Annotated in this window: 18 protein-coding genes; 10 read left to right on the top strand and 8 right to left on the bottom strand. The window is 75.6% G+C overall.

The genetic code is table 11. The features are described 5' to 3' along the window. The 5 genes from AB3388_RS23035 to cofD form a co-directional block, all read right to left on the bottom strand. Complete coding sequence (locus tag AB3388_RS23035; protein ID WP_495407640.1) at nt 1-1,794, bottom strand: arabinofuranosyltransferase AftB family protein; 1,794 nt, start codon at nt 1,792-1,794, stop codon at nt 1-3. A 213-nt stretch (nt 1,795-2,007) separates the two neighbouring features. Next, complete coding sequence (locus tag AB3388_RS23030; protein ID WP_495407639.1) at nt 2,008-3,798, bottom strand: arabinofuranosyltransferase AftB family protein; 1,791 nt, start codon at nt 3,796-3,798, stop codon at nt 2,008-2,010. Between the two features lie 242 nt (nt 3,799-4,040). Next, nucleotides 4,041-4,907, bottom strand: coding sequence for a glucose-1-phosphate thymidylyltransferase RfbA (gene rfbA / locus AB3388_RS23025; protein WP_495407638.1), 867 nt, complete (start codon nt 4,905-4,907; stop codon nt 4,041-4,043). Nucleotides 4,908-4,936: 29 nt separating this feature from the next. After that, nucleotides 4,937-5,989 carry a coenzyme F420-0:L-glutamate ligase gene (locus AB3388_RS23020; protein ID WP_495407637.1) on the bottom strand — a complete coding sequence of 351 codons (1,053 nt, stop codon included), beginning with the start codon at nt 5,987-5,989 and terminating at the stop codon, nt 4,937-4,939. Beyond that, the gene (cofD, locus tag AB3388_RS23015; RefSeq protein WP_495407636.1) at nt 5,982-6,947 is read right to left on the bottom strand and encodes a 2-phospho-L-lactate transferase; all 966 of its coding nucleotides are present in this window, start codon (nt 6,945-6,947) and stop codon (nt 5,982-5,984) included. The genes AB3388_RS23020 and cofD overlap by 8 nt, the downstream gene beginning before the upstream one ends. A 258-nt stretch (nt 6,948-7,205) precedes the next feature. Between cofD and AB3388_RS23010 the strand changes: the two genes are divergently transcribed. After that, entirely contained in the window at nt 7,206-7,553 is a 348-nt protein-coding gene (locus AB3388_RS23010; RefSeq protein WP_495407635.1) for a WhiB family transcriptional regulator, read from the top strand. A 102-nt stretch (nt 7,554-7,655) separates the two neighbouring features. Further along, nucleotides 7,656-8,456 (top strand): hypothetical protein, encoded by an 801-nt coding sequence (locus AB3388_RS23005; RefSeq protein ID WP_495407634.1) that lies wholly within the window; start codon nt 7,656-7,658, stop codon nt 8,454-8,456. On the opposite strand, the gene AB3388_RS23000 is transcribed toward AB3388_RS23005, so the two are convergent. Then, complete coding sequence (locus tag AB3388_RS23000) at nt 8,431-9,384, bottom strand: hypothetical protein (RefSeq protein WP_495407633.1); 954 nt, start codon at nt 9,382-9,384, stop codon at nt 8,431-8,433. The two genes, AB3388_RS23005 and AB3388_RS23000, sit on opposite strands and share 26 nt — an antisense overlap. A 95-nt stretch (nt 9,385-9,479) precedes the next feature. Here AB3388_RS23000 and AB3388_RS22995 point away from each other — a divergent pair, with 95 nt between their 5' ends. Further along, nucleotides 9,480-10,352, top strand: coding sequence for a phosphotransferase (locus AB3388_RS22995; RefSeq protein ID WP_495407632.1), 873 nt, complete (start codon nt 9,480-9,482; stop codon nt 10,350-10,352). Here AB3388_RS22995 and AB3388_RS22990 read toward each other — a convergent pair. Together AB3388_RS22990 and dprE2 are read right to left on the bottom strand one after the other, a co-directional pair. After that, nucleotides 10,349-10,816: a metallopeptidase family protein gene (locus tag AB3388_RS22990; RefSeq protein WP_448627026.1), complete on the bottom strand. Its 468-nt coding sequence runs from the start codon at nt 10,814-10,816 to the stop codon at nt 10,349-10,351. The genes AB3388_RS22995 and AB3388_RS22990 overlap by 4 nt on opposite strands. 42 nt (nt 10,817-10,858) lie before the next feature. Continuing rightward, a complete protein-coding gene (dprE2, locus tag AB3388_RS22985) occupies nt 10,859-11,611 on the bottom strand; it encodes a decaprenylphospho-beta-D-erythro-pentofuranosid-2-ulose 2-reductase (protein WP_495407631.1) in 753 nt (250 codons plus the stop codon). 100 nt (nt 11,612-11,711) lie between these two features. On the opposite strand from dprE2, the gene AB3388_RS22980 reads away from it, so the two are divergent. From AB3388_RS22980 to manA, 7 genes are all read left to right on the top strand, one after another. Further along, nucleotides 11,712-12,062 carry a DUF3499 domain-containing protein gene (locus tag AB3388_RS22980; protein ID WP_448627028.1) on the top strand — a complete coding sequence of 117 codons (351 nt, stop codon included), beginning with the start codon at nt 11,712-11,714 and terminating at the stop codon, nt 12,060-12,062. Nucleotides 12,063-12,122: 60 nt separating this feature from the next. Next, nucleotides 12,123-13,487 carry a phosphomannomutase/phosphoglucomutase gene (locus AB3388_RS22975; protein ID WP_495407630.1) on the top strand — a complete coding sequence of 455 codons (1,365 nt, stop codon included), beginning with the start codon at nt 12,123-12,125 and terminating at the stop codon, nt 13,485-13,487. Then, the gene (locus AB3388_RS22970) at nt 13,484-13,681 is read left to right on the top strand and encodes a Trm112 family protein (protein ID WP_448627030.1); all 198 of its coding nucleotides are present in this window, start codon (nt 13,484-13,486) and stop codon (nt 13,679-13,681) included. Before AB3388_RS22975 ends, AB3388_RS22970 begins: the two co-directional genes overlap by 4 nt. Continuing rightward, nucleotides 13,678-14,823, top strand: coding sequence for an SIS domain-containing protein (locus tag AB3388_RS22965; RefSeq protein WP_495407629.1), 1,146 nt, complete (start codon nt 13,678-13,680; stop codon nt 14,821-14,823). Before AB3388_RS22970 ends, AB3388_RS22965 begins: the two co-directional genes overlap by 4 nt. Beyond that, nucleotides 14,820-15,836 carry a cation diffusion facilitator family transporter gene (locus tag AB3388_RS22960; RefSeq protein ID WP_495407628.1) on the top strand — a complete coding sequence of 339 codons (1,017 nt, stop codon included), beginning with the start codon at nt 14,820-14,822 and terminating at the stop codon, nt 15,834-15,836. The genes AB3388_RS22965 and AB3388_RS22960 overlap by 4 nt, the downstream gene beginning before the upstream one ends. Before the next feature lie 46 nt (nt 15,837-15,882). After that, on the top strand, nt 15,883-17,613 hold the full coding sequence (locus AB3388_RS22955; protein WP_495407627.1) for a glycerol-3-phosphate dehydrogenase/oxidase: 1,731 nt from the start codon (nt 15,883-15,885) through the stop codon (nt 17,611-17,613). Nucleotides 17,614-17,691: 78 nt separating this feature from the next. Further along, nucleotides 17,692-18,867 (top strand): mannose-6-phosphate isomerase, class I, encoded by a 1,176-nt coding sequence (gene manA / locus AB3388_RS22950; RefSeq protein ID WP_495407626.1) that lies wholly within the window; start codon nt 17,692-17,694, stop codon nt 18,865-18,867. The last annotated feature ends 70 nt before the right edge of the window (nt 18,868-18,937 follow it).

The raw sequence follows: 18,937 nt of genomic DNA, 5'->3' as shown, positions 1-18,937 counted from the left end.
TCAGCAGAACTTCTGCTCCGCGGCGAACGGGTCGACCGGGATGCGCAGGCTGGTCCGCTCGACCGAGCCGGTGAGGTTGTCCCAGAAGCGGTCCCAGGTCATGGGGTCGTTGGTGGCGGCGATGAGCTCGGCGGCGTCCCCGCAGGACAGCGCGTGCCGCGCGGCCGCGATCATGTCGGTCGCCGGCAGCCCGTCGACCTGGCGCTCGGCCAGCTCCGGGGAGCCGTAGCGGGCCAGCATGTACCACTCGGGGAAGGCCTTCTCGTGGCCGGGCCGCCCCGGGGGGCCGGGCTCCATGTGGCTGTTGACCGGGTCGCTGAGGCCCAGCTTGTCCAGGGTGAAGACGTCCAGTCCCGCGGCCACCCCGTAGAAGCCGGCGTTGTACACGTAGAAGACGGTGCCGCCGTCCGAGGGCGCGACGACGGCCACCGGGGTGTCCGGGGTGACCGACCCCACCTGGGTGGCGATGACGTCCTGCCCGTCGTGCTGGAGCTGGTTGACCCGGTCGGTGTACGCGCTGATGCCGGTCCGCCCGTGGTCGGCCAGGGTCACCGGGTTGGGGATCCCGGCGCGGCCGACGTAGAAGCCGCGCTCGTCGGCGATGCCGCTGGGGCCGACCTGGCCCGCGTAGTCGACCCGCAGGACGGCGACCGAGGCCGCCGCCCACACCGCGGTGGCGGTGAGCAGGACGGCGCTGATCCACACCCGCGCCCGGGTGAGCGGCACGGCCGCGATCGGGCACAGCGCGAGGAACAGGCTGGGCATCAGCAGGCGGGCGTGCATGAAGTCCCCGCCGACGCGCACCACGTAGAGCGCGTGCGCTGCGGCGGCCAGGAACACCACGGCGACGAGGGACCAGTCCCGCGTGCGCCAGGTCAGCGAGGGCAGCAGCAGGGCGAGCACGGCCACCGCGAGCAGCGCCGGGACGTAGAGCAGGTGCGGCGCGACGAGGTCGGCGAGGTAGACCGCGCCCCGGCCCCACAGCGGGCGGCTGGACTCCTTGGCCACCCCGGTGTTGGGCACCAGCAGGCCGTAGTAGCCCATCCGGAAGATCTGGTAGGCGACGGGCAGCACGCCGGCGGCGACCAGCCCGAGCAGCCGCTTCCACCAGGCCCCGCGGGCGACGACGGTCATCCAGACCAGCAGCAGGCCGGCGATGATCGCGAAGTCCGGGCGGACCAGCGGGCCGAAGCCGACCAGCACGAACAGCCACACCGGGCGGCCGGCGCGGACGGGCTCGGTCTGCAGCCAGCGGACCAGCCCCCAGAAGGAGATCCCGATCCAGGCGAAGGACATGCCGGTCTCGAGGCCGGAGGTGGTGAAGTCCCAGGTGGGCGGCAGCGCCAGGAAGATCGCCGTCCCGAACGGGATCATCAGCCGCGCGGGGGTGCCGGCGAACAGCCGCCGGGCGCCGAGCATCGCGAACAGCACGCCGGTCGCCGTGCCCAGCAGCCCCAGCACGACCGAGGCCCAGGCGACGGTGTCGCCGGGCACGATCCACTCGGCCACCGTCAGCACCGCCAGCCAGGCCGGGCTGGTGGCCACCTCGGCCCGCTCCGGGGCGGAGAACACCGGGCCGTTGCCGGCCAGGATGTTCTCCACGACGCGGAAGTTGATGAATGCGTCGTCCGACGTCCACCGCCGCAGCCAGCCCGCCACCAGCACACCGGCCACCACCGCACCGAACAGCACCCGCTCCGGCAGGCTCATCCGGCCGGGCCGGTGGGCGCGGGTTTCGTCGTCCACCCGTTCGCCGGGAGTGACGGTGGGGCTGTCCAGGGTGATGCTCGACAAGGCTTCGTCCGTCCTCGTGGGGGCACGGTCATTGCTCGGTGGTGGGCGGTCGCGCGGGGGAGGCCCACCGGACGGCGGAACACACGGGCTGGCAGGAGCCCACCGGCATCGTCCGCCGTCCAGCGTACGGGCTGGTCGACGCCCAGGGGCACTGCCGTGCCGACGGCCGGCAGCAGGCGCCCCGGACGTCACAGCCGCCCCTCTCGCCGGGCGTCAGCAGAACTGCTGCCCGGCCGCGGCCGGGTCCAGCGGGATGCGCATCGAGGTCCGCTCGACCGAGCCGGTCAGGTTGTCCCAGAACCGGTCCCAGGTCAGCGGCTCGTTGGTGGCGGCCAGGAGCTCCGCGGCCGCGCCGCAGGACAGCGCGGCCCGGGCGTCGGCGATCATCTCCGGCGCCGGCAGGTCCCCGCCGGTCCGCTCGGCCAGTTCGGGGGCGCCGTAACGGGCCAGCAGGTACCAGGCCGGGAAGCGCTTCTCGTGGCCGGGGCGGCCGGGCGCCTGGGCCTCCAGGTGGCTGGCGACCGGATCGGTCAGGCCCAGGTAGTCGAGCACGAAGACGTCGGTCCCGGCGGCCACCCCGCGGAACCCGGCGCTGCCGACGGAGAAGACGACGCCGCCGGACGACGGGGCGAGCACGTCGGCCTCGGCGTCCGGGCCGGTCGGCCCGACGGCGATGATGTCGGCCCCCTCGCGGTCCAGCTCGGCCAGCCGGGCACCGTAGGCGGACAGGCCGCCCTGGCCGTGGTCGGCCATCGTCACCGGGTTGGGGACGCCGGCCTTGCGGACGTAGACGCCCCGCTCGTCGGCGAAGCCGCTCGGGCCGATGTGGCCGGCGTAGTCGACCCGCAGGACCGCGACGGAGGCCGCCGCCCACACCGCGGTTGCGGTCAGCAGGACGGCGCCGACCCAGGCACGGGCCCGGGAGAGCGGGAGGGACGCGATCGGGCACAGCGCCAGGAAGAGGCTCGGCATGAGCAGGCGGGCGTGCATGAAGTCCCCGCCGACGCGGACGACGTAGAGGCCGTGAACCGCGGCGGCGAGCAGGACGACGGCGGCCAGCGACCACTCCCGCCGCCGCCAGCCGACCTTCGGCAGCACGAGGGCGAGGAGGACGACGGCCAGCAGGGCCGGCACCCACAGCATGTGCGGGGCGACCAGGTCGGCGAGATAGGTGAGCCCGCGCCCCCACAGCGAGCGGCTGGACTCCTTGGCGACCGCGGTGTTGGGCACGAGCAGGCCGTAGTAGCCCATCCGGAAGATCTGGTACCCGACCGGGAGGACGCCGGCCGCGACCAGCCCCAGCCCCCGCTGCCACCAGCGGCCGGCGCCCACGACGGTCAGCCACAGGAGGAGCAGGCCCGCGATGATCGCGAAGTCCGGGCGGACCAGCGGGCCCAGCCCGATGAGCACGTACAGCCACACCGGCCGGCCGGCGGCGGGCCGCTCGGCCTGCGTCCACCGCACGAGGCCCCAGAAGGACAGGCCGATCCAGCCGAAGGCGAGGCCGGTCTCCAGCCCGGAGGTGGTGAAGTCCCAGGTGGGCGGGAGCGCCGCGAAGATCGCCGCGCCGAAGGGCACCATCAGCCGCTTGGGCGTGGCGGCGAACAGCCGCCGGGCCCCGAGCATCGCGAACAGGACGCCCGCCGCCGTCAGGAACAGCCCCAGGACGACCGAGGCCCACGCGGCCGCCGATCCCGGCACGACCGCGTCGGCCCCGGCGAGGATGAACAGCCACAGGGGGCTGGTCGCCACCTCCACCCGCTCGGGCGCGGAGAACACCGGCCCGTTGCCGGCGAGGAGGTTGTCGACGACGCGGAAGTTGATGAAGGCGTCGTCGGTGGTCCAGCGGTGCCGCCAGCCGAGGACGAGCACGACGGCGACGACGCCCGCCGTCAGCAGCCGCTCCAGGAGGGCGAAGCGGTCCGAGGGACCTGCCGGCGCGACCTCCTCCGGTGCCACGTCGGGGAGCTCGGGGGCGATCGGCGCCTCGGCTGTCTGCGTCACGGTCTCGTCCGTCCTCGTGGGGAAAAGGCACTGGTGCGGTTCACCCACGGCCGCGCGATCGGTGTCGCTCCTGGTGAACGGGTAGCCCTTGCTCATGGCAATCGACCGGCTACGCAGTGTCTTCGGACGAGTCTAGGGGGTCACCGGCGAGGGTGAAGCCGAAAGACCGTTTCGCAACGCGCCATCGCCTCCGTCGTCACATCCGACTCATTCCTTCACGGACGAGCAGGTGCGGCAGGGGATCAGTGCCCCTCGAGCAGGCCCAGAAGGTAGGCGCCGTAACCGCTCTTGGCCAGGGGCTCGGCGATCTCCCGCAGGGCGACGTCGGACAGCCAGCCCTGCCGCCAGGCGACCTCCTCGATGCAGCCGATCTTGAGGCCCTGGCGCTCCTCGACCACGGAGACGAACTCGGTGGCCTGGCGCAGCGAGGCGAACGTGCCGGTGTCCAGCCACGCCGTCCCGCGGTCGAGGACGGTGACGGTGAGCCGGCCCTGCTTCAGGTAGTGCTCGTTGATCGCGGTGATCTCGAGCTCCCCGCGCGCGCTCGGAGTGATGCCGCGGGCGATCTCGACGACCTCGCGGTCGTAGAAGTACAGCCCCGGGACGGCGTAGGAGCTCTTCGGCCGGGGCGGCTTCTCCTCGATCGAGAGCACCCGGCCGGCGTCGTCGAACTCCACGACGCCGTAGTCCTGCGGGTTGGCCACGTGGTAGGCGAAGACGTGACCGCCGTCGGGCTCGGGCAGCCGGCCCAGGGCGGTGCCCAGGCCCGCGCCGTAGAAGATGTTGTCGCCGAGGACCAGCGCCGCGGCCTCGCCGCCGAGGAAGTCCGCGCCGATGAGGAAGGCCTGCGCCAGCCCCTCGGGCCGCGGCTGGACCGCGTACTCGATGCGCATGCCCAGCCGGCTGCCGTCGCCGAGCAGGGCGCGGAACGCGTCGCTGTCGCCCGGAGTGGTGATGACCAGCACCTCGCGGACGCCGGCCATCATCAGCGTGGAGAGCGGGTAGTAGATCATCGGCTTGTCGTAGACCGGCATCAGCTGCTTGCTGACCGCCTGCGTGATGGGGAACAGGCGGCTGCCCGTGCCGCCGGCCAGGATGATCCCGCGCATGATCGGCAACGGTAGGCGATCCGGGCAGCTCAGGGCCGCGGCGTCCCCAGCCACAACCTCCCGACGAGTGAGCTGCCGCCCGGCGTGCCCACCGGCTCCCAGCGGGTCGCCCACCCCTCGGCGTGCAGCTGGATGATCGCCGCGCCGAGCAGCGCGCCCAGGTTGAGCTCGGCGGTCAGCGTGGCGCGCTCGGGCAGGTGGACGTCGACGACGCCGTCCTCCTCGCCGCCGAAGCGCAGCACCACCGGGAACTCCGGCAGCGCCTCGCTGGCGATGCGGAACGCCTCGGCCACGGCCGCCAGCTCACCGTCCCGGGGGACGAGGTCCTCGCTGGGCCTGCGGGCGGCCACCAGGTCGCGGCTGCCGTAGGGGAACAGGTCGCCCGCGCCGAGGCGCACCAGCGGACGGGTGCCGGCGTCCTCGCCGTCCGGGCGGGCGACGGCCAGCCCGCGGACGACGGCCACCGGCACCCCGGCGAGCTTGCCCTTGACGAGGTCCGCGGCGGCGGCCAGCTCGTCGACGACGGCGACCTGGGTGGTCTCCAGCGTGTTGCCGTGCCGGTCGACCGCGCCGCGGTGGTCCTCGAGCGCGATGATCCCGGCCGCGCCGACCGCCACGTCGGTGAGGCCCTCGCGCCAGGTGCGCCCGAAGGTGTCGCTCACCACGACCGCGACGTCCACCCCGAGCAGCTCGCGCAGCCGTCCGCGCAGCGCCCGGGCGGAGGCGTCGGCGTCCTCGGGCAGGAGGACCAGGGAGTCCCCGGCCACGTTGGAGGCGTCGATGCCGGCGGCCGCGACCACCCAGCCCTGCCGGGTCTGCACGATCTTCAGCGGCCCGCGCCGGGCGACGACCCGCACCGCCTCCTCGTCGATGGCCCGCTGGCGCGCCGCCTCGCGGTCCTCCCCGGGCGGCACGGAGACCAGCCGGCCCTCGACCTTGGACACGACCTTCGACGTGACGACGACGACGTCCCCGTCGGCCAGCCAGGGCGCGGCGCCGGCGATCGCCGCCGCCAGGTCGTCGCCGGGGCCGAACTCGGGCAGCCCCGGCACCGGGTGCACCGAGTAACCGTGCTCAGGCACCGGCGGCGTCCAGGGCGGCGCGGGCGAGGGTGGCGGTCGTCTCGGGGTCGGACATGAGCAGCGGCACCTGGCGGACGTCGACCCCGGGGACGTCGGCCTCGTCCTCCGGCGCGACCAGCCAGGCGTCGAGCAGCCCCCCGTCGCCGCGGGCGCCGTAGTGCCGGCCCACGCCCTCGGCGCTGACCTCGATGCCGAGCACCGGCAGGCAGCGGTCGGCCATACCCCGGACGACGGCCCCGCCGACGATGGGGGAGACCCCGACGACCCGCCCCCGGGTGGCCAGCAGCGCCTCGCGCAGGCCGGGGACGCCGAGGATCGTGCCGATCGAGACGACCGGGTTGGACGGCGCCAGCAGCACCGCGTCGGCGGCGGCGAGCGCCTCGGCCACGCCCGGGGCCGGGCGCGCCGAGTCGACGCCCACCTGGACGAAGGCCGACGGCTCCAGCGCCGCCCGGTAGCGGACCCACCACTCCTGGAAGTGGATCGCCCGCTGCCGCGTGCTCGGCTGGTCGCCGTCCTCGGGGTCGGCGACGACGACGTGGGTCTCCACCCGCTGGTCGCTCATCGGCAGCACGGTGACCCCGGGCTGCCAGCGGTCGGCGATCGCCGCGGTCACCTGGGAGAGCGGATAGCCGGCGTCGAGCAGGCGGGTGCGGATCAGGTGGGTGGCCAGGTCGCGGTCGCCGAGGCCGAACCAGGTCGGCTCGGCGCCGTACGCGGCCAGCTCGTCCTTGACCGTCCAGCTCTCGCCGACCCGGCCCCAGCCGCGCTCCTCGTCGATGCCGCCGCCGAGGGTGTAGACCACGGTGTCGAGGTCCGGGCAGATCCGCAGACCGTGCATCGTCACGTCGTCGCCGGTGTTGACGATCGCTGTGACGTGGCTCTCCGGGGCCGTCGATCGCAGTCCCCGGAGAAACCGGGCTCCCCCCACGCCTCCGGCGAGCACGACGATCTCCACGAAACGCATCGTGCCGCATGGCAGTTGTCGACTGTTTGACCGGCGTGTCGGGTGGGCCGGCGAGAAATTGACGAACGACCGTGACACCTGGGGTTTCTGTGGCGATCCGCTTACAACGCGCGAAGTTGACGCCCTCGGAGCGACACGCGTGTAATTCCCGCGGTGTCATCCAGTGCAGAGCGGCCCGGGAACGTCTCGGAGAACGCGCACCGGGACGAGAGCGAGAGGGGACGCATCGTCATGGCGGAGGTGTCGTGGTTGAGCGATTACATGGGCGCGTCCGAGCGGTCCGCTGACCGGTTCGGCCTGGGCTCCGACCACGGCGTCGCCGGGCCGCTGGGCGGCCAGGGCATCGCGGGCCTGCTGGGCATCGGCCTCGAGGCCGACGCGCAGTCGTGGCAGGAGCGGGCGCTGTGCGCGGAGACGGACCCGGAGGCGTTCTTCCCCGAGAAGGGCGGCTCCACCCGCGAGGCGAAGAAGATCTGCACCGGCTGCGAGGTCAAGGCCGAGTGCCTGGAGTACGCGCTGGCCAACGACGAGCGCTTCGGCATCTGGGGCGGTCTGTCCGAGCGCGAGCGGCGCCGCCTGCGCCGCCGTGCCGTCTGAGAAGGGACCCCTGCCCCACCGCTCGCATGCGCGCGGCGGGCCCCTGCAGGGGGCCACACAGCCGCCGACGGTTCCCGTCGGCGGCTGTGGTCGTATGAGGGGGTGCTCACCCGGGTCGCCGTCGGCCGCGCCCGGGTGGTGCGGGAGATCCGCGCCGCCGCGCCGCTCATGGCCCGGCTGCGCGCGCCCGTTCCGGCGCGTGGCCCCTGGCTGACCGCCGTCCTGACGGCGTCCGCCGCCTCCCGGCCGGTCGCCGTCGTCGTGGAGCCGCACCCGCAGGGCCGTCCGGCCGGCCTGGCGCTGCTGGACCTGCGCCCCCGCGGAGTGGCCGTGGAGGCGACGCTGCTCGGCAGCTCTCCGGCCGGCCCCGCCCCCACCGGCCGGCCGCCGGGCCGCCTGCTCGCCGCCGACGCCACGGCCGCCGATCTGCTCGCGGCCGGCATCCTCGAGCTGCTGGGCTCGCTGCGCCGGCCGTGGACGCTGCGGCTGGCCGGACTGCCGCTCGGCTGCCCGACCACGGCAGCCCTCGCCGCCCGGCTGCCGAGCGCGTCCTTCGGCAGCGGGCGCACCGAACGGCTGGTCGACGAGCTCGGGCCGGGAGCCCGCACGACCGATCCCCGGGCGCTCGACCGGGCCCTGCCGGCATTGTTCGCCCGCGAGCCGCACCGCCGGGCGCGGACCTTCCTGCGGACCGCCGCCCGGGTGCACGCCGCGATCGGCCAGTTGGAGCTCGCGGTGGTGGGGGAGCGGGCGGCGCTGCTCACGCTCGTCGACGGCGCCGACCGCTGGCCCTGGTGGGGGTTCGCCGACGACGGTGGGCTGCGCCGCGAGATGGGCGCGCCGCTGGTCTCGCTGAGCGCGACAGGCGGCCCCCGGCTCAGGCTCCGGCGCGCATCGCGCTGACCTCGCGGTCGTCGACCGACTCCGCCCGGCCCTCGCCGAGGACGAACTCGCCCGAGGCCGCCGTCCAGCCGTCGGTGAGCTGCCGGTCCGGCCGCACCGTCACCGTCAGCGCGTACAGCCGCCCGGTGTAGACCGGTCCGGTGCCGTTCGGGCGGGTGTAGGTCGGGAAGCGCCCCGACAGCCGCAGGCCGCCGCCGGACCGGGTCACCGCCAGCGCGGGCGCCGGGAGGTCGGCGTACTCGGTCAGCGAGCGTCGGCAACCCGCGGCGGCCGGGTCCGGCGGCGGGCGGTCGGCCATGCAGTTCCACGTCGGCAGCCGCACGTGCGCCAGCGCCGTCGCCTCGTCGGCGACGGTCACCTGCACGGTCGGATAGGTGACGGTGACCCCGACGGCGCGCGGCTCGAGGACCACCCCGCCGAAGGCCAGCCGGGCCGCGACGCCGTCCGGCCCGAGGGGCACGGCGCGGTCGGCGAGCGTCCCGGCGCCCGTCTGCCCGGAGGACGGCGCCGCGGGGACCGGCAGCGCGGTGGCGGACGGCGTCGCCGTCCCGGTCGGGCGGGCCGGCTCCGGCGGCTGCCGGCGCTCGCCGACGGCGGCGGCCACCGCGGCGACGGCGATGAGCGCGAGCGCGGCCACGGCCACGGCCACGAGCACCCGGCCGGGGGCCGCCGTCGGCGCGCCGGTGCGAACCGGCGGGGAGGACCGCGCGGTGCCGGCACCGGGGGAGCCGGGCGGGCGCTCGCGGAAGGCCGGCAGGTCGTCGTGCGGGTAGACGCCGGGCGGCGCCGGCTCGGGCCCACCCGGGCGGGAACCGGCCGGCCGGCGGGTCAGGATCAGCGCGGCGAGCAGCGCCAGCGCCAGGACGCCGACCGCGACGGCGATCCCGAGCGCGAGGGCCGGCCCGGGTGCCGCCGTCTGGACGTCCATCGCGCCCAGCATCGCAGCACGCCGGCCGGCCGATGACGGCGCGGCGTAGCCGGCTCCCCGCACCGCGTGGTCCCCCCGTGCTTGGATGCGCGGCGATGAGCGACGCGCGGCGACCGGCCGACGAGGGCGCCCGCGCGCGGGTCGAGGCCCTGCTCGCCGAGCTGGGCATCGAGGAGCAGCTGCTGTCGGTGGTCGACCTCGCCGCGGCGCTCGGCGTCGTCCAGGGTGTGCTGGCCGACCGCGTCGTCGACCTCGCGGTCACCGAGAACGGCCGGCTGCGGCTGCGCGCCGAGCTGCGCGGCCGCCGGTGGGCCGAGGAGCGGGCGGTCGCCGTCCCCGAGGTCCTCGCGGCCAACGACGACGGGCGCTGGATGGTGTCCGGCCGGGTGCACGGCGTGCCGGCCGGCGGGCCGAGGTGGGCGCAGGCCGCCGTCGAGTCGGCCGTGCGCATCGCGCCCCTGCCCGCGCCGCCCGGGGAGCCGTGGCAGCCGCCGCGCGGTCCCGCGCTGGGCCGGGCGCGCGCTTCTGTCGAGGACGCCGGCCGGCTGGTCCGCGGCGGGGTGCGGCTGGCCGAGCTGCGGGCGATCCGGGCCGCGACCCGCCAGCTGCCGCTCTCCGAGGTCACCCACGGCGACTTCCGCGCCGCCAACGCCGTCCTCGACGAGGAGCAGGGTCGGCTGGTCGTGCTGGAGTGGACGGCCGTGAGCCCGGGCCCGCGGCACCGTGACCTGCTCACGCTGTGGGCCACGACCGCCGACGACGAGGACCGCGAGCTGATCGCCGACGTCGTCCTGGACCGGACCGCCGGCTGGGAGCAGCCCGACGTCGGGCTGCTCTGGCACGCGGTCGCGCTCGAGCAGCTGGTCGCGCGCCTGACCCGGCCCGACCGCGGCGACGGACTGGACGTGGCGTTCGCCCGCGCCCGCCTGGCCGAGGCCCGCCGCATCGCCAAGGACCTCGGCGCTTAGCCGGTGGGGTCGATCTCCTCGGGATCGCGGCCGAGCAGGACGGCGACCTGGTCGACGACGACGTCGCGGACGAGGTCGGCGAGGTCGTCGCGGTCGTGCGCCCGGATCTCCAGCGGCCGGCGGTAGACGATGATCCGCGGCGGCACCTCGCGGCCGTTCTCGCGGTGCGCCGGGAGCACCCGCGCCAGCGGCACGCTGCCGTCGTCCAGGACGTCGGCGTCGAGCACCACCTCGTCGGGGCTGGTGTGCTCGACCCAGGGGACGTCCTCGACGGCGAACTCCACCCCGGCCAGCTCGCGCTCCCAGCGGCGCTCGAGGTCCTCGACGGCGTCGAGCACCAGGTCGTCGAACTGCTCGGCGCGGCTGCGCGCCAGCGGCACCTCGTCGGGCACGAGCCGGCCCCGCAGCCCGCGGCCGTGGCGGTCGCGGCGCGAACGGGTCGGTCGGCTGGGCGGTCGCGTCATGTCGGGTGCGAGCCTACGGCGACCGGGGGACGGCGGCCCTGATCAGCGCGGCAGGCGGCGCCACACGGCGCGCGGCAGCAGCCGCATCCCGAAGAAGACCGGCCGCAGCACCGGCGGCACCCACACGGTGCCGCGCCCTCGGGCCAGCCCGCCGACCACGGCGTCGGCGACCTGCTCCGGCGTGCTGGAGAACGGCGCCGGCGCCATCCCCTCGGTCATCCGCCCGATCACGAACCCGGGTCGCACCAGCAGCAGCGACACGCCCGACCCGGCCAGCGCGTCGGCCAGCCCGCTGGCGAAGCCGTCGAGGCCGGCCTTCGCCGAGCCGTACACGTAGTTGGCCCGCCTGACGCGCACGCCGGCCACCGAGGAGAAGACCACGAGCGTGCCGCGGCCGGCGCGGCGCAGCAGGTCGGCCAGCAGCGTGAGCACGTGCACGTGCGCCACGTAGTCGGTGTGCACGACGGCGACGGCGGCCGCGGGGTCGCGCTCGGCCGCCGCCTGGTCGCCCAGCACGCCGAAGGCGACGACGACGGTCGCGGGGACGCCGACGCGCGCGACGACCTCGTCGAGGACGGCGGCGTGCCGGCCCAGGTCGTCGGCGTCGAACTCGACCCGCTCCACCGCGGTGGCGCCGGCGCGCCGGAGCGCGGCCTCCTGCTCGTCCAGCTCGGCCGCGCGCCGCGCGGCCAGCACGAACGTCCGGCACCCGCGCGCGGCGAGCCGTTCGGCGACCGCGACGCCGATCTCGCTGCGCCCGCCCAGGACGAGCACCGGACCGCTGTCGGGACCCACGGGGTCATCGTGCAGGATGGGAACCGGCCCCGGATTCCCGGTGTGCCTGCTGCCGTCGACGTGGGTACGGCGTTACTGTGCCCAGCGTGAGGAACCGGTGGTGAGGCAGTCACGTCGCTGCTCGCGCAGCGGCTGCGCGCAACCGGCAGCGGCGACCCTGACCTACGTCTACGCGGAGTCGACCGCTGTCGTAGGGCCGTTGGCGACGTTCTCCGAGCCGCACAGCTACGACCTGTGCGAGTTCCACGCCGAGCGGCTGACCGTGCCGCGCGGCTGGGAGGTCGTGCGCCACGAGATCGACGTCGAGGACTCCGGCCCGACCGGCGACGACCTGCTCGCCCTCGCCGACGCCGTGCGCGAGGCCGCCCGGCCCGAGCCGCCGCGGAACCCGGCCGACGACGGCAGCGGCACCCGCCGCGGCCACCTGCGCGTCCTGCCCGACCTCAGCTGAGGGCGGACCCCCGTCCCGCCGCTGCCGCGGCCCGGACCGCGCGCCGTTAGTGTTCGGGACGTGCGCGATCTCTCTGCGGTCGTCAAGGCCTACGACGTGCGCGGGGTCGTCCCCGGGGAATGGGACGAGGACGTCGCCCGTGCGCTCGGCGCCGCGTTCGCGGAGTTCGTGACGGCCGACAGCGGCGCCACCGCCGTCGTCACCGCGCACGACATGCGCGAGTCCTCCGCCCCGCTCTCCCGCGCCTTCGCCGAGGGCGTCACGGGCCGCGGCGTCGACGTCATCGAGGCCGGGCTCGGCTCGACCGACCTGCTCTACTTCGCGGCCGGCTCGCTCGACGTGCCCGGCGCGATGTTCACCGCCAGCCACAACCCGGCGAAGTACAACGGCATCAAGATGTGCCGCGCCGGGGCCGCCCCGATCGGCCAGGAGTCCGGGCTGGCGCGGATCCGGGAGCTGGCCGAGCGGGACACCTACGACCGCGATCCCGGCCGGGTCGGCACGGTGACAGCGCGCGACGTCCTGCACGAGTACGCGGCGTACCTGCACTCGCTGGTCGACCTCTCCGCGATCCGGCCGCTGCGGGTCGTCGTCGACGCCGGCAACGGCATGGGCGGGCACACGGTGCCGGTCGTCCTCGAGGGGCTGCCGCTCACCGTCGTCCCGCTCTACTTCGAGCTCGACGGCTCCTTCCCCAACCACGAGGCGAACCCGCTCGACCCGGCCAACCTGGTCGACCTGCAGGCCGCCGTCCGCGAGCACGGCGCCGACCTCGGCCTGGCCTTCGACGGCGACGCCGACCGGGTGTTCGTCGTCGACGAGCGGGGGAAGGCGGTGAGCCCGTCGGCGATCACCGCGCTGGTCGCCGTCCGCGAGCTGGCCAAGGGCCGCGGGACGACGATCATCCACAACCTGATCACCTCGCGGGCGGTGCCGGAGATCGTGCGCGAGCACGGCGGCGACCCGGTGCGCACGCGGGTCGGGCACTCCTTCATCAAGGCCGAGATGGCCCGCACCGACGCCGTGTTCGGCGGCGAGCACTCGGCGCACTACTACTTCCGCGACTTCTGGCGCGCCGACACCGGGATGCTGGCCGCCATGCACGTGCTGGCGGCGCTGGGGGAGCAGAGCCGGCCGCTGTCGGAGCTGGCCGCGGCCTACTCGCGCTACGCCGCCTCGGGCGAGATCAACTCCACCGTGGCCGACGCCGCCGACCGGACCGCCGCCGTCCGCAAGGCGTTCGAGGAGACCGACGGTGTCAGCGTGGACGAGCTCGACGGGCTGACCGTGTCGCTGCCGGACGGCGCCTGGTTCAACCTGAGGGCGAGCAACACCGAGCCGCTGCTGCGGCTCAACGTCGAAGCGCCCGACGCGGCCCGCATGGCCGAGGTGCGGGACCGAGTGCTGGAGCTGGTGCGCGCATGAGCGGTCCTCTGGGCCTGGATCCCGTCCTCCTCGAGATCCTCGCCTGCCCCGACACCCACCACAGCCCGCTGACGGTGGACGAGGAGGCCGGGGAGCTGCTCTGCACCACCTGCGACCGCGCGTTCCCGGTGCGGGACGGGATCCCCGTGCTGCTGCTCGACGAGGCGCGCCACCGTGGAGGCCAGGGGACATGACCTCGCCCGAGCTCGCCGAGGAGGTCCTCGACGACCTCGAGCTGCTGCGTGCCCGCGACCCGCGCGGCCTGCTGCCGGCCGTCGCCGGCGCCGGCGCGCAGGTGCGCGAGACCGCCCGGCTGACCGAGGAGGCCGGCCTGGAGCGGATCACCTCCGGCGGCCGCCCCCGCGGGCTGATCATCGTCGCCCGGCGCGAGGGCGCGGTCGCGGCCTCGGTGCTGCGGGCGCTGCTCGGCCCCGCCAGCCCGGTCACCGTGGACGTCGTCCCGGGGCCGGCGCTGCCGGTGTGGGCCGGGCCCACGGACATCGCGGTGGTGGCCACCCGCACCGGGGCCGGCCGGTACGCGGTGGCCCCGGCCTACGACGCGGCCCGCCGCGGTGTCTCGCTGCTCGGCATCGGCGCCGAGGACGCACCGCTCCAGGCGGCCTGCTCCACCGCCCGGGCGCCGTACGTCGCCCTGCCGCGCAGCCGGGTCCGCCACACGACCCTGTGGTCGATGCTGACCCCGCTGCTGCGGCTGGCCGTCGACCTCGGGCTGGTCGCGGAGTCGGTGGCCGACCCCGAGGCGGTCGCCGCGGCGCTCGACGAGATCGCCTCCGAGTGCGGCCCGGCGCAGGAGTCGTTCGTCAACCCCGCCAAGACCCTCGCCCTCGAACTGCTCGACGCGATGCCGGTCATCGCGGCCGAGGGGCCGCTCGCCGGCGCGGCGGCCGCGCGGGTCGCCGACCAGCTGGCCACCCTCGCCGGGCTGCCGGCCCCGAGCTTCCGGCTGCCCGACCAGCGGGTGGCCGCCTACGCCGTGCTGGGCGGGCCGCTGGCCCCCTCGGACGGCGAGGACGACTTCTTCCGCGACCGCGCGGACGACCGCGGCCGCCGGCTGCGGCTGCTGACCATCCGCGATCCCGACGCCGGCGGCCTCGACGGCGGAGGGGAACGCGAGCCCCGGTCGGCCGCCGAGGCCATGAACGAGACGCTGCGCACGGCCGCGGCGCACAACGTGCCGGTCAGCGGCCTGGCCGAGCACGGCGAGCCGGAGCGGTTCCCCCGGCTGCCCCGCCTGGCGCGGCAGCTGGCCGTCGCCGACTTCAGCGCCGTGTACCTGGCGCTGGCACTCGACTCCGAGAGGGCCCATCACGGATGACCACCGACTCCGCGCAGCCGGCCACCGCCGCCGAGCAGTCCCACGGCGGCGGGCACGGGGGAGACCACGGCGGCGGCACGGCCATCATCGCCGCGCTGCTGGCCAACCTCGGCATCGCGGCGGCCAAGTTCGTCGCCTTCTTCGTCACCGGCGCCTCGTCCATGCTCGCCGAGGGCATCCACTCGGTCGCCGACTCCGGCAACCAGGTGCTGCTGATCATCGGCGGCAAGCGCGCGAAGCGGGCGGCCACCCCCGAGCACCCCTTCGGTTTCGGTCGCGACCGCTACGTCTACGGCTTCCTCGTCGCGATCGTGCTGTTCAGCGTCGGTGGCCTGTTCGCCATCTACGAGGGCGTGCACAAGCTGCAGCATCCCGAGGAGCTGGAGTCGCCGATCTGGGCGATCGGCGTGCTCGTGGTGGCGATCGTGCTCGAGGGCTTCTCGCTGCGCACCGCCATCAAGGAGACCAACGAGGTGCGCCGGCCGGGGGAGAGCTTCTGGCAGTTCATCCGGCATGCCCGGGCGCCGGAGCTGCCCGTCGTCCTGCTGGAGGACACCGCCGCCGAGACCGGCCTGGTCTTCGCCCTCCTCGGGGTCGGGCTCACCGCGCTGACCGGCGAGCCGGTCTTCGACGCCCTCGGCACGATCCTCATCGGTCTGCTGCTCGTGGCGGTGGCCGCGGTCCTCGGGGTGGAGACCAAGAGCCTGCTGCTCGGCGAGGCCGCGACCCCGGATGCGCAGCGGCGGATCGTCCAGGCGCTCGAGGGCGGTGACCACACCCTGTCGGTCATCCACATGCGCACCCAGCACCTCGGGCCCGAGGAGCTGCTCGTGGCCGCGAAGATCGCCGTCCGGCACGACGAGACGGCGGCCAGCATCGCGCGGGCCATCGACGAGGCCGAGGCACGCGTCCGCGCGGCCGAGCCCTCCGCCCGGGTCATCTACCTCGAGCCCGACATCCGCCGGGCCGGCGAGGAACCGCGCCCCGGGGAACCGGCCGCCGTCCCGGAGTGATCGGCGAGACATCGGAACGGTGCGCCACGGGGGGACAGTCGGGAGCGTGAGTCGGACGGAGCTCTCGCCGGCGCGACGCCGGGCCGACCGCGCCCGGCTGCCGGACGAGGTGGTCGACGTCCTCGTGGTCGGGGGCGGGGTGACCGGCGCCGGCGCGGCGCTCGACGCGGCCAGCCGCGGGCTGTCCGTCGCGGTGCTCGAGGCGCGCGACTGGGCCGCCGGGACCTCGAGCCGGTCCAGCAAGCTCATCCACGGCGGGCTGCGCTACCTCGAGCAGTTCGCCTTCCCCCTGGTGCAGGAGGCGCTGCACGAGCGCGCCCGGCTGGTGCAGACGATCGCGCCGCACCTGGTCACGCCGCTGCCGTTCCTCCTGCCGCTGACCGCGCCGGTCTGGCAGCGGGCCTACTACGGCGCCGGGGTGGCGCTCTACGACGTCCTCGGGGCCGCGCTGGCCGCCGACCGGGGCATCCCGACCCACCGGCACCTGTCCCGGCGGGCCACCCTCGAGGCGTTCCCCGGCCTGCGCGCGGACGTCGTCCGGGGCGCGATCCGCTACTGGGACGCGCAGGTGGACGACGCCCGGCACACGCTGGCCGTCGTCCGGACGGCGGCCGGCTACGGCGCGCGGGCGCTGTCCAGCGCGCGGGTCACCGGCCTGCTGCGGGACGGCGACCAGGGGCCGGTCGTCGGCGTGCGCGTCGCGGACCTGACCGACGGGTCGGCGTTCTCGGTGCGCGCCCGCAGCGTGATCGCCGCGACCGGCGTCTGGAGCGACGACGTCGGGGCGATGCTGGGCGTCGAGGCGCCCAGCCTGCGCGTGCGGGCCTCCAAGGGTGTGCACCTGGTCGTGCCGCGGGCCGCGATCGACGGCCACCTGGTCTCGCCGACCGGCCTGATCCTGCGGACGCCGACCAGCGTGCTGTTCGTCATCCCGTGGGGCGAGCACTGGATCGTCGGCACCACCGACACCCCGTGGCGGCTGGACCGGGCGCACCCCGCGGCCAGCAGCGCCGACATCGCCTACCTGCTCGACCAGGTCAACCGGGTGCTGACCCGGCCGCTGACCACGGCGGACATCGTCGGCGTCTACGCCGGGCTGCGGCCGCTGCTCGCCGGGGAGGCCGACCAGACCAGCCGGCTCTCCCGGGAGCACGCCGTCGTGACGCCGGTGCCCGGCCTGGTGCTGGTGGCCGGCGGCAAGTACACGACCTACCGGGTGATGGCCGAGGACGCCGTCGACGCGGCCGTCGCCGGGCTGCCCGGGGTGCCGGCCTCGCGCACGGCACACCTGCCGGTCGTCGGGGCCCGCCGGTGGGACGCCGTCCGGGGCAGCGGGCCGCGGCTGGCGGCGGCGTCCGGGCTCACCGAGGCGGCCGTCGACCGGTTGCTGCACCGCCACGGCGACCGGGTGGACGACGTCCTGGCCCTGGTCCGCGCGGACCCGGCGCTCGGCCGCCCGCTGGCCGGCGCGCCCGGCTACCTCCGCGCCGAGGTCGTCCACGCCGTGACCGCCGAGGGGGCGCTGCACCTCGACGACGTGCTGACCCGCCGCACCCGCGTCTCCATCGAGACGGCGCACCGGGGCGTGGAGTCCGCGCCCGAGGTGGCCGGGCTGATGGCCGGCCCGCTCGGCTGGGACGACGAGCGGCGCGACCGCGAGGTGGAGCACTACCTGGCCCGCGTGGCCGCGGAGCGGGAGTCCCAGCGGATGCCGGACGACCGGACGGCGGACGCGGCCCGGCACGGCGCTCCCGACGTCCGGGCCTCCGCCGTCTGACCCCATGGGGGGTTGCGCGGCGCCGAGGAGACCGGCGGCATAGGGGGAGTGCCCCCCGCGCACGTAATCTCGGCAGCGATGTGGCCACTGACCAGTGCGGTCCGCTGCTACCCGTGGGGTAGCCGCACCGTGATCCCGGAACTCCTCGGCCAGCCGGTGCCGTCCGAGCGACCGCAGGCAGAGCTCTGGATGGGGGCCCACCCCGACGACCCGAGCCGGCTGCCCGACGGGCGCGGCCTCGACGCCGCGATCGCCGCGGACCCTCAGCGGCTGCTCGGCGACGCGGTCGTGGCCCGCTTCGGCGCGCGGCTGCCGTTCCTCATGAAGGTGCTCGCCGCCGAGACGCCGCTGTCGCTGCAGGCGCACCCGACGCCCGAGCAGGCCGAGGCCGGCTACGCCGCCGAGGAGGCCGCCGGCGTCCCGCAGGACGACCCGACGCGCACCTTCAAGGACCCGTACCACAAGCCCGAGCTGCTGCTGGCGCTCTCGACCTTCGAGGCGCTCTGCGGCTTCCGCCCGGTCGAGGAGTCGCTGCACTGCCTGGCCAAGCTGCAGCTGCCCGAGCTCAAGCCGACGATCGCGGCGCTGGCCCGCGGGGGCCTGCGGGCGGCTATCCCGCAGCTGCTGGCCCTGTCGGAGAAGCGGCGGAAGTCGCTGGTCGACGCGGTGGCCGCGAAGGCGGCGTCGTTCGTGGCCGCCCACGACCCGGAGTTCATCAACACCTACCGCTGGGCCGCGGCGCTCGCCGAGTCCTACCCCGGCGATCCGGGCGTGGTCATCTCGCTGATGTGCAACCACCTCAAGCTCGCCCCCGGCGAGGCGGTGTTCCTGCCGGCGGGGAACCTGCACGCGTACCTGTCCGGCGCGGGCGTCGAGGTGATGGCCAGCTCCGACAACGTGCTGCGTGGCGGGCTGACCGCCAAGCACGTCGACCTGGCGGCGCTGATCGAGGTGCTCGACTTCACCGACGGCCGGGTGCCGGTCATCCATCCGGTGCTCGGGCCGGGCGGTCTGCGCTACCCGGTGCCGGTCGAGGACTTCGACCTCACCCGGGTCCAGCTCGGCGGCGAGAGCGGCATCCTCACCACCCGCGGTCCGCAGGTCCTGCTGTGCACCGAGGGGACGGCGGTGCTGGCCTCCGCCGACGGGGAGCTGGTGCTGGCCAAGGGGGAGTCGGCGTTCGTGCCGGCCGGGGCGCCGGTGAGCGCCCGGGGCCCCTCCGTCCTGTACCGGACCACGACCGCCGTCTCCTGAGCCGGGGCCCCGCGCGGGTTACCCTGGTCGACGGCACGAGCCCCGCCGAAGCCTCGGCATGCTCGCTCTC

It is taken from the genome of Geodermatophilus sp. SMS 5-13 (assembly GCF_059428245.1).
This window is presented reverse-complemented; position numbering and strand designations above follow the sequence as displayed.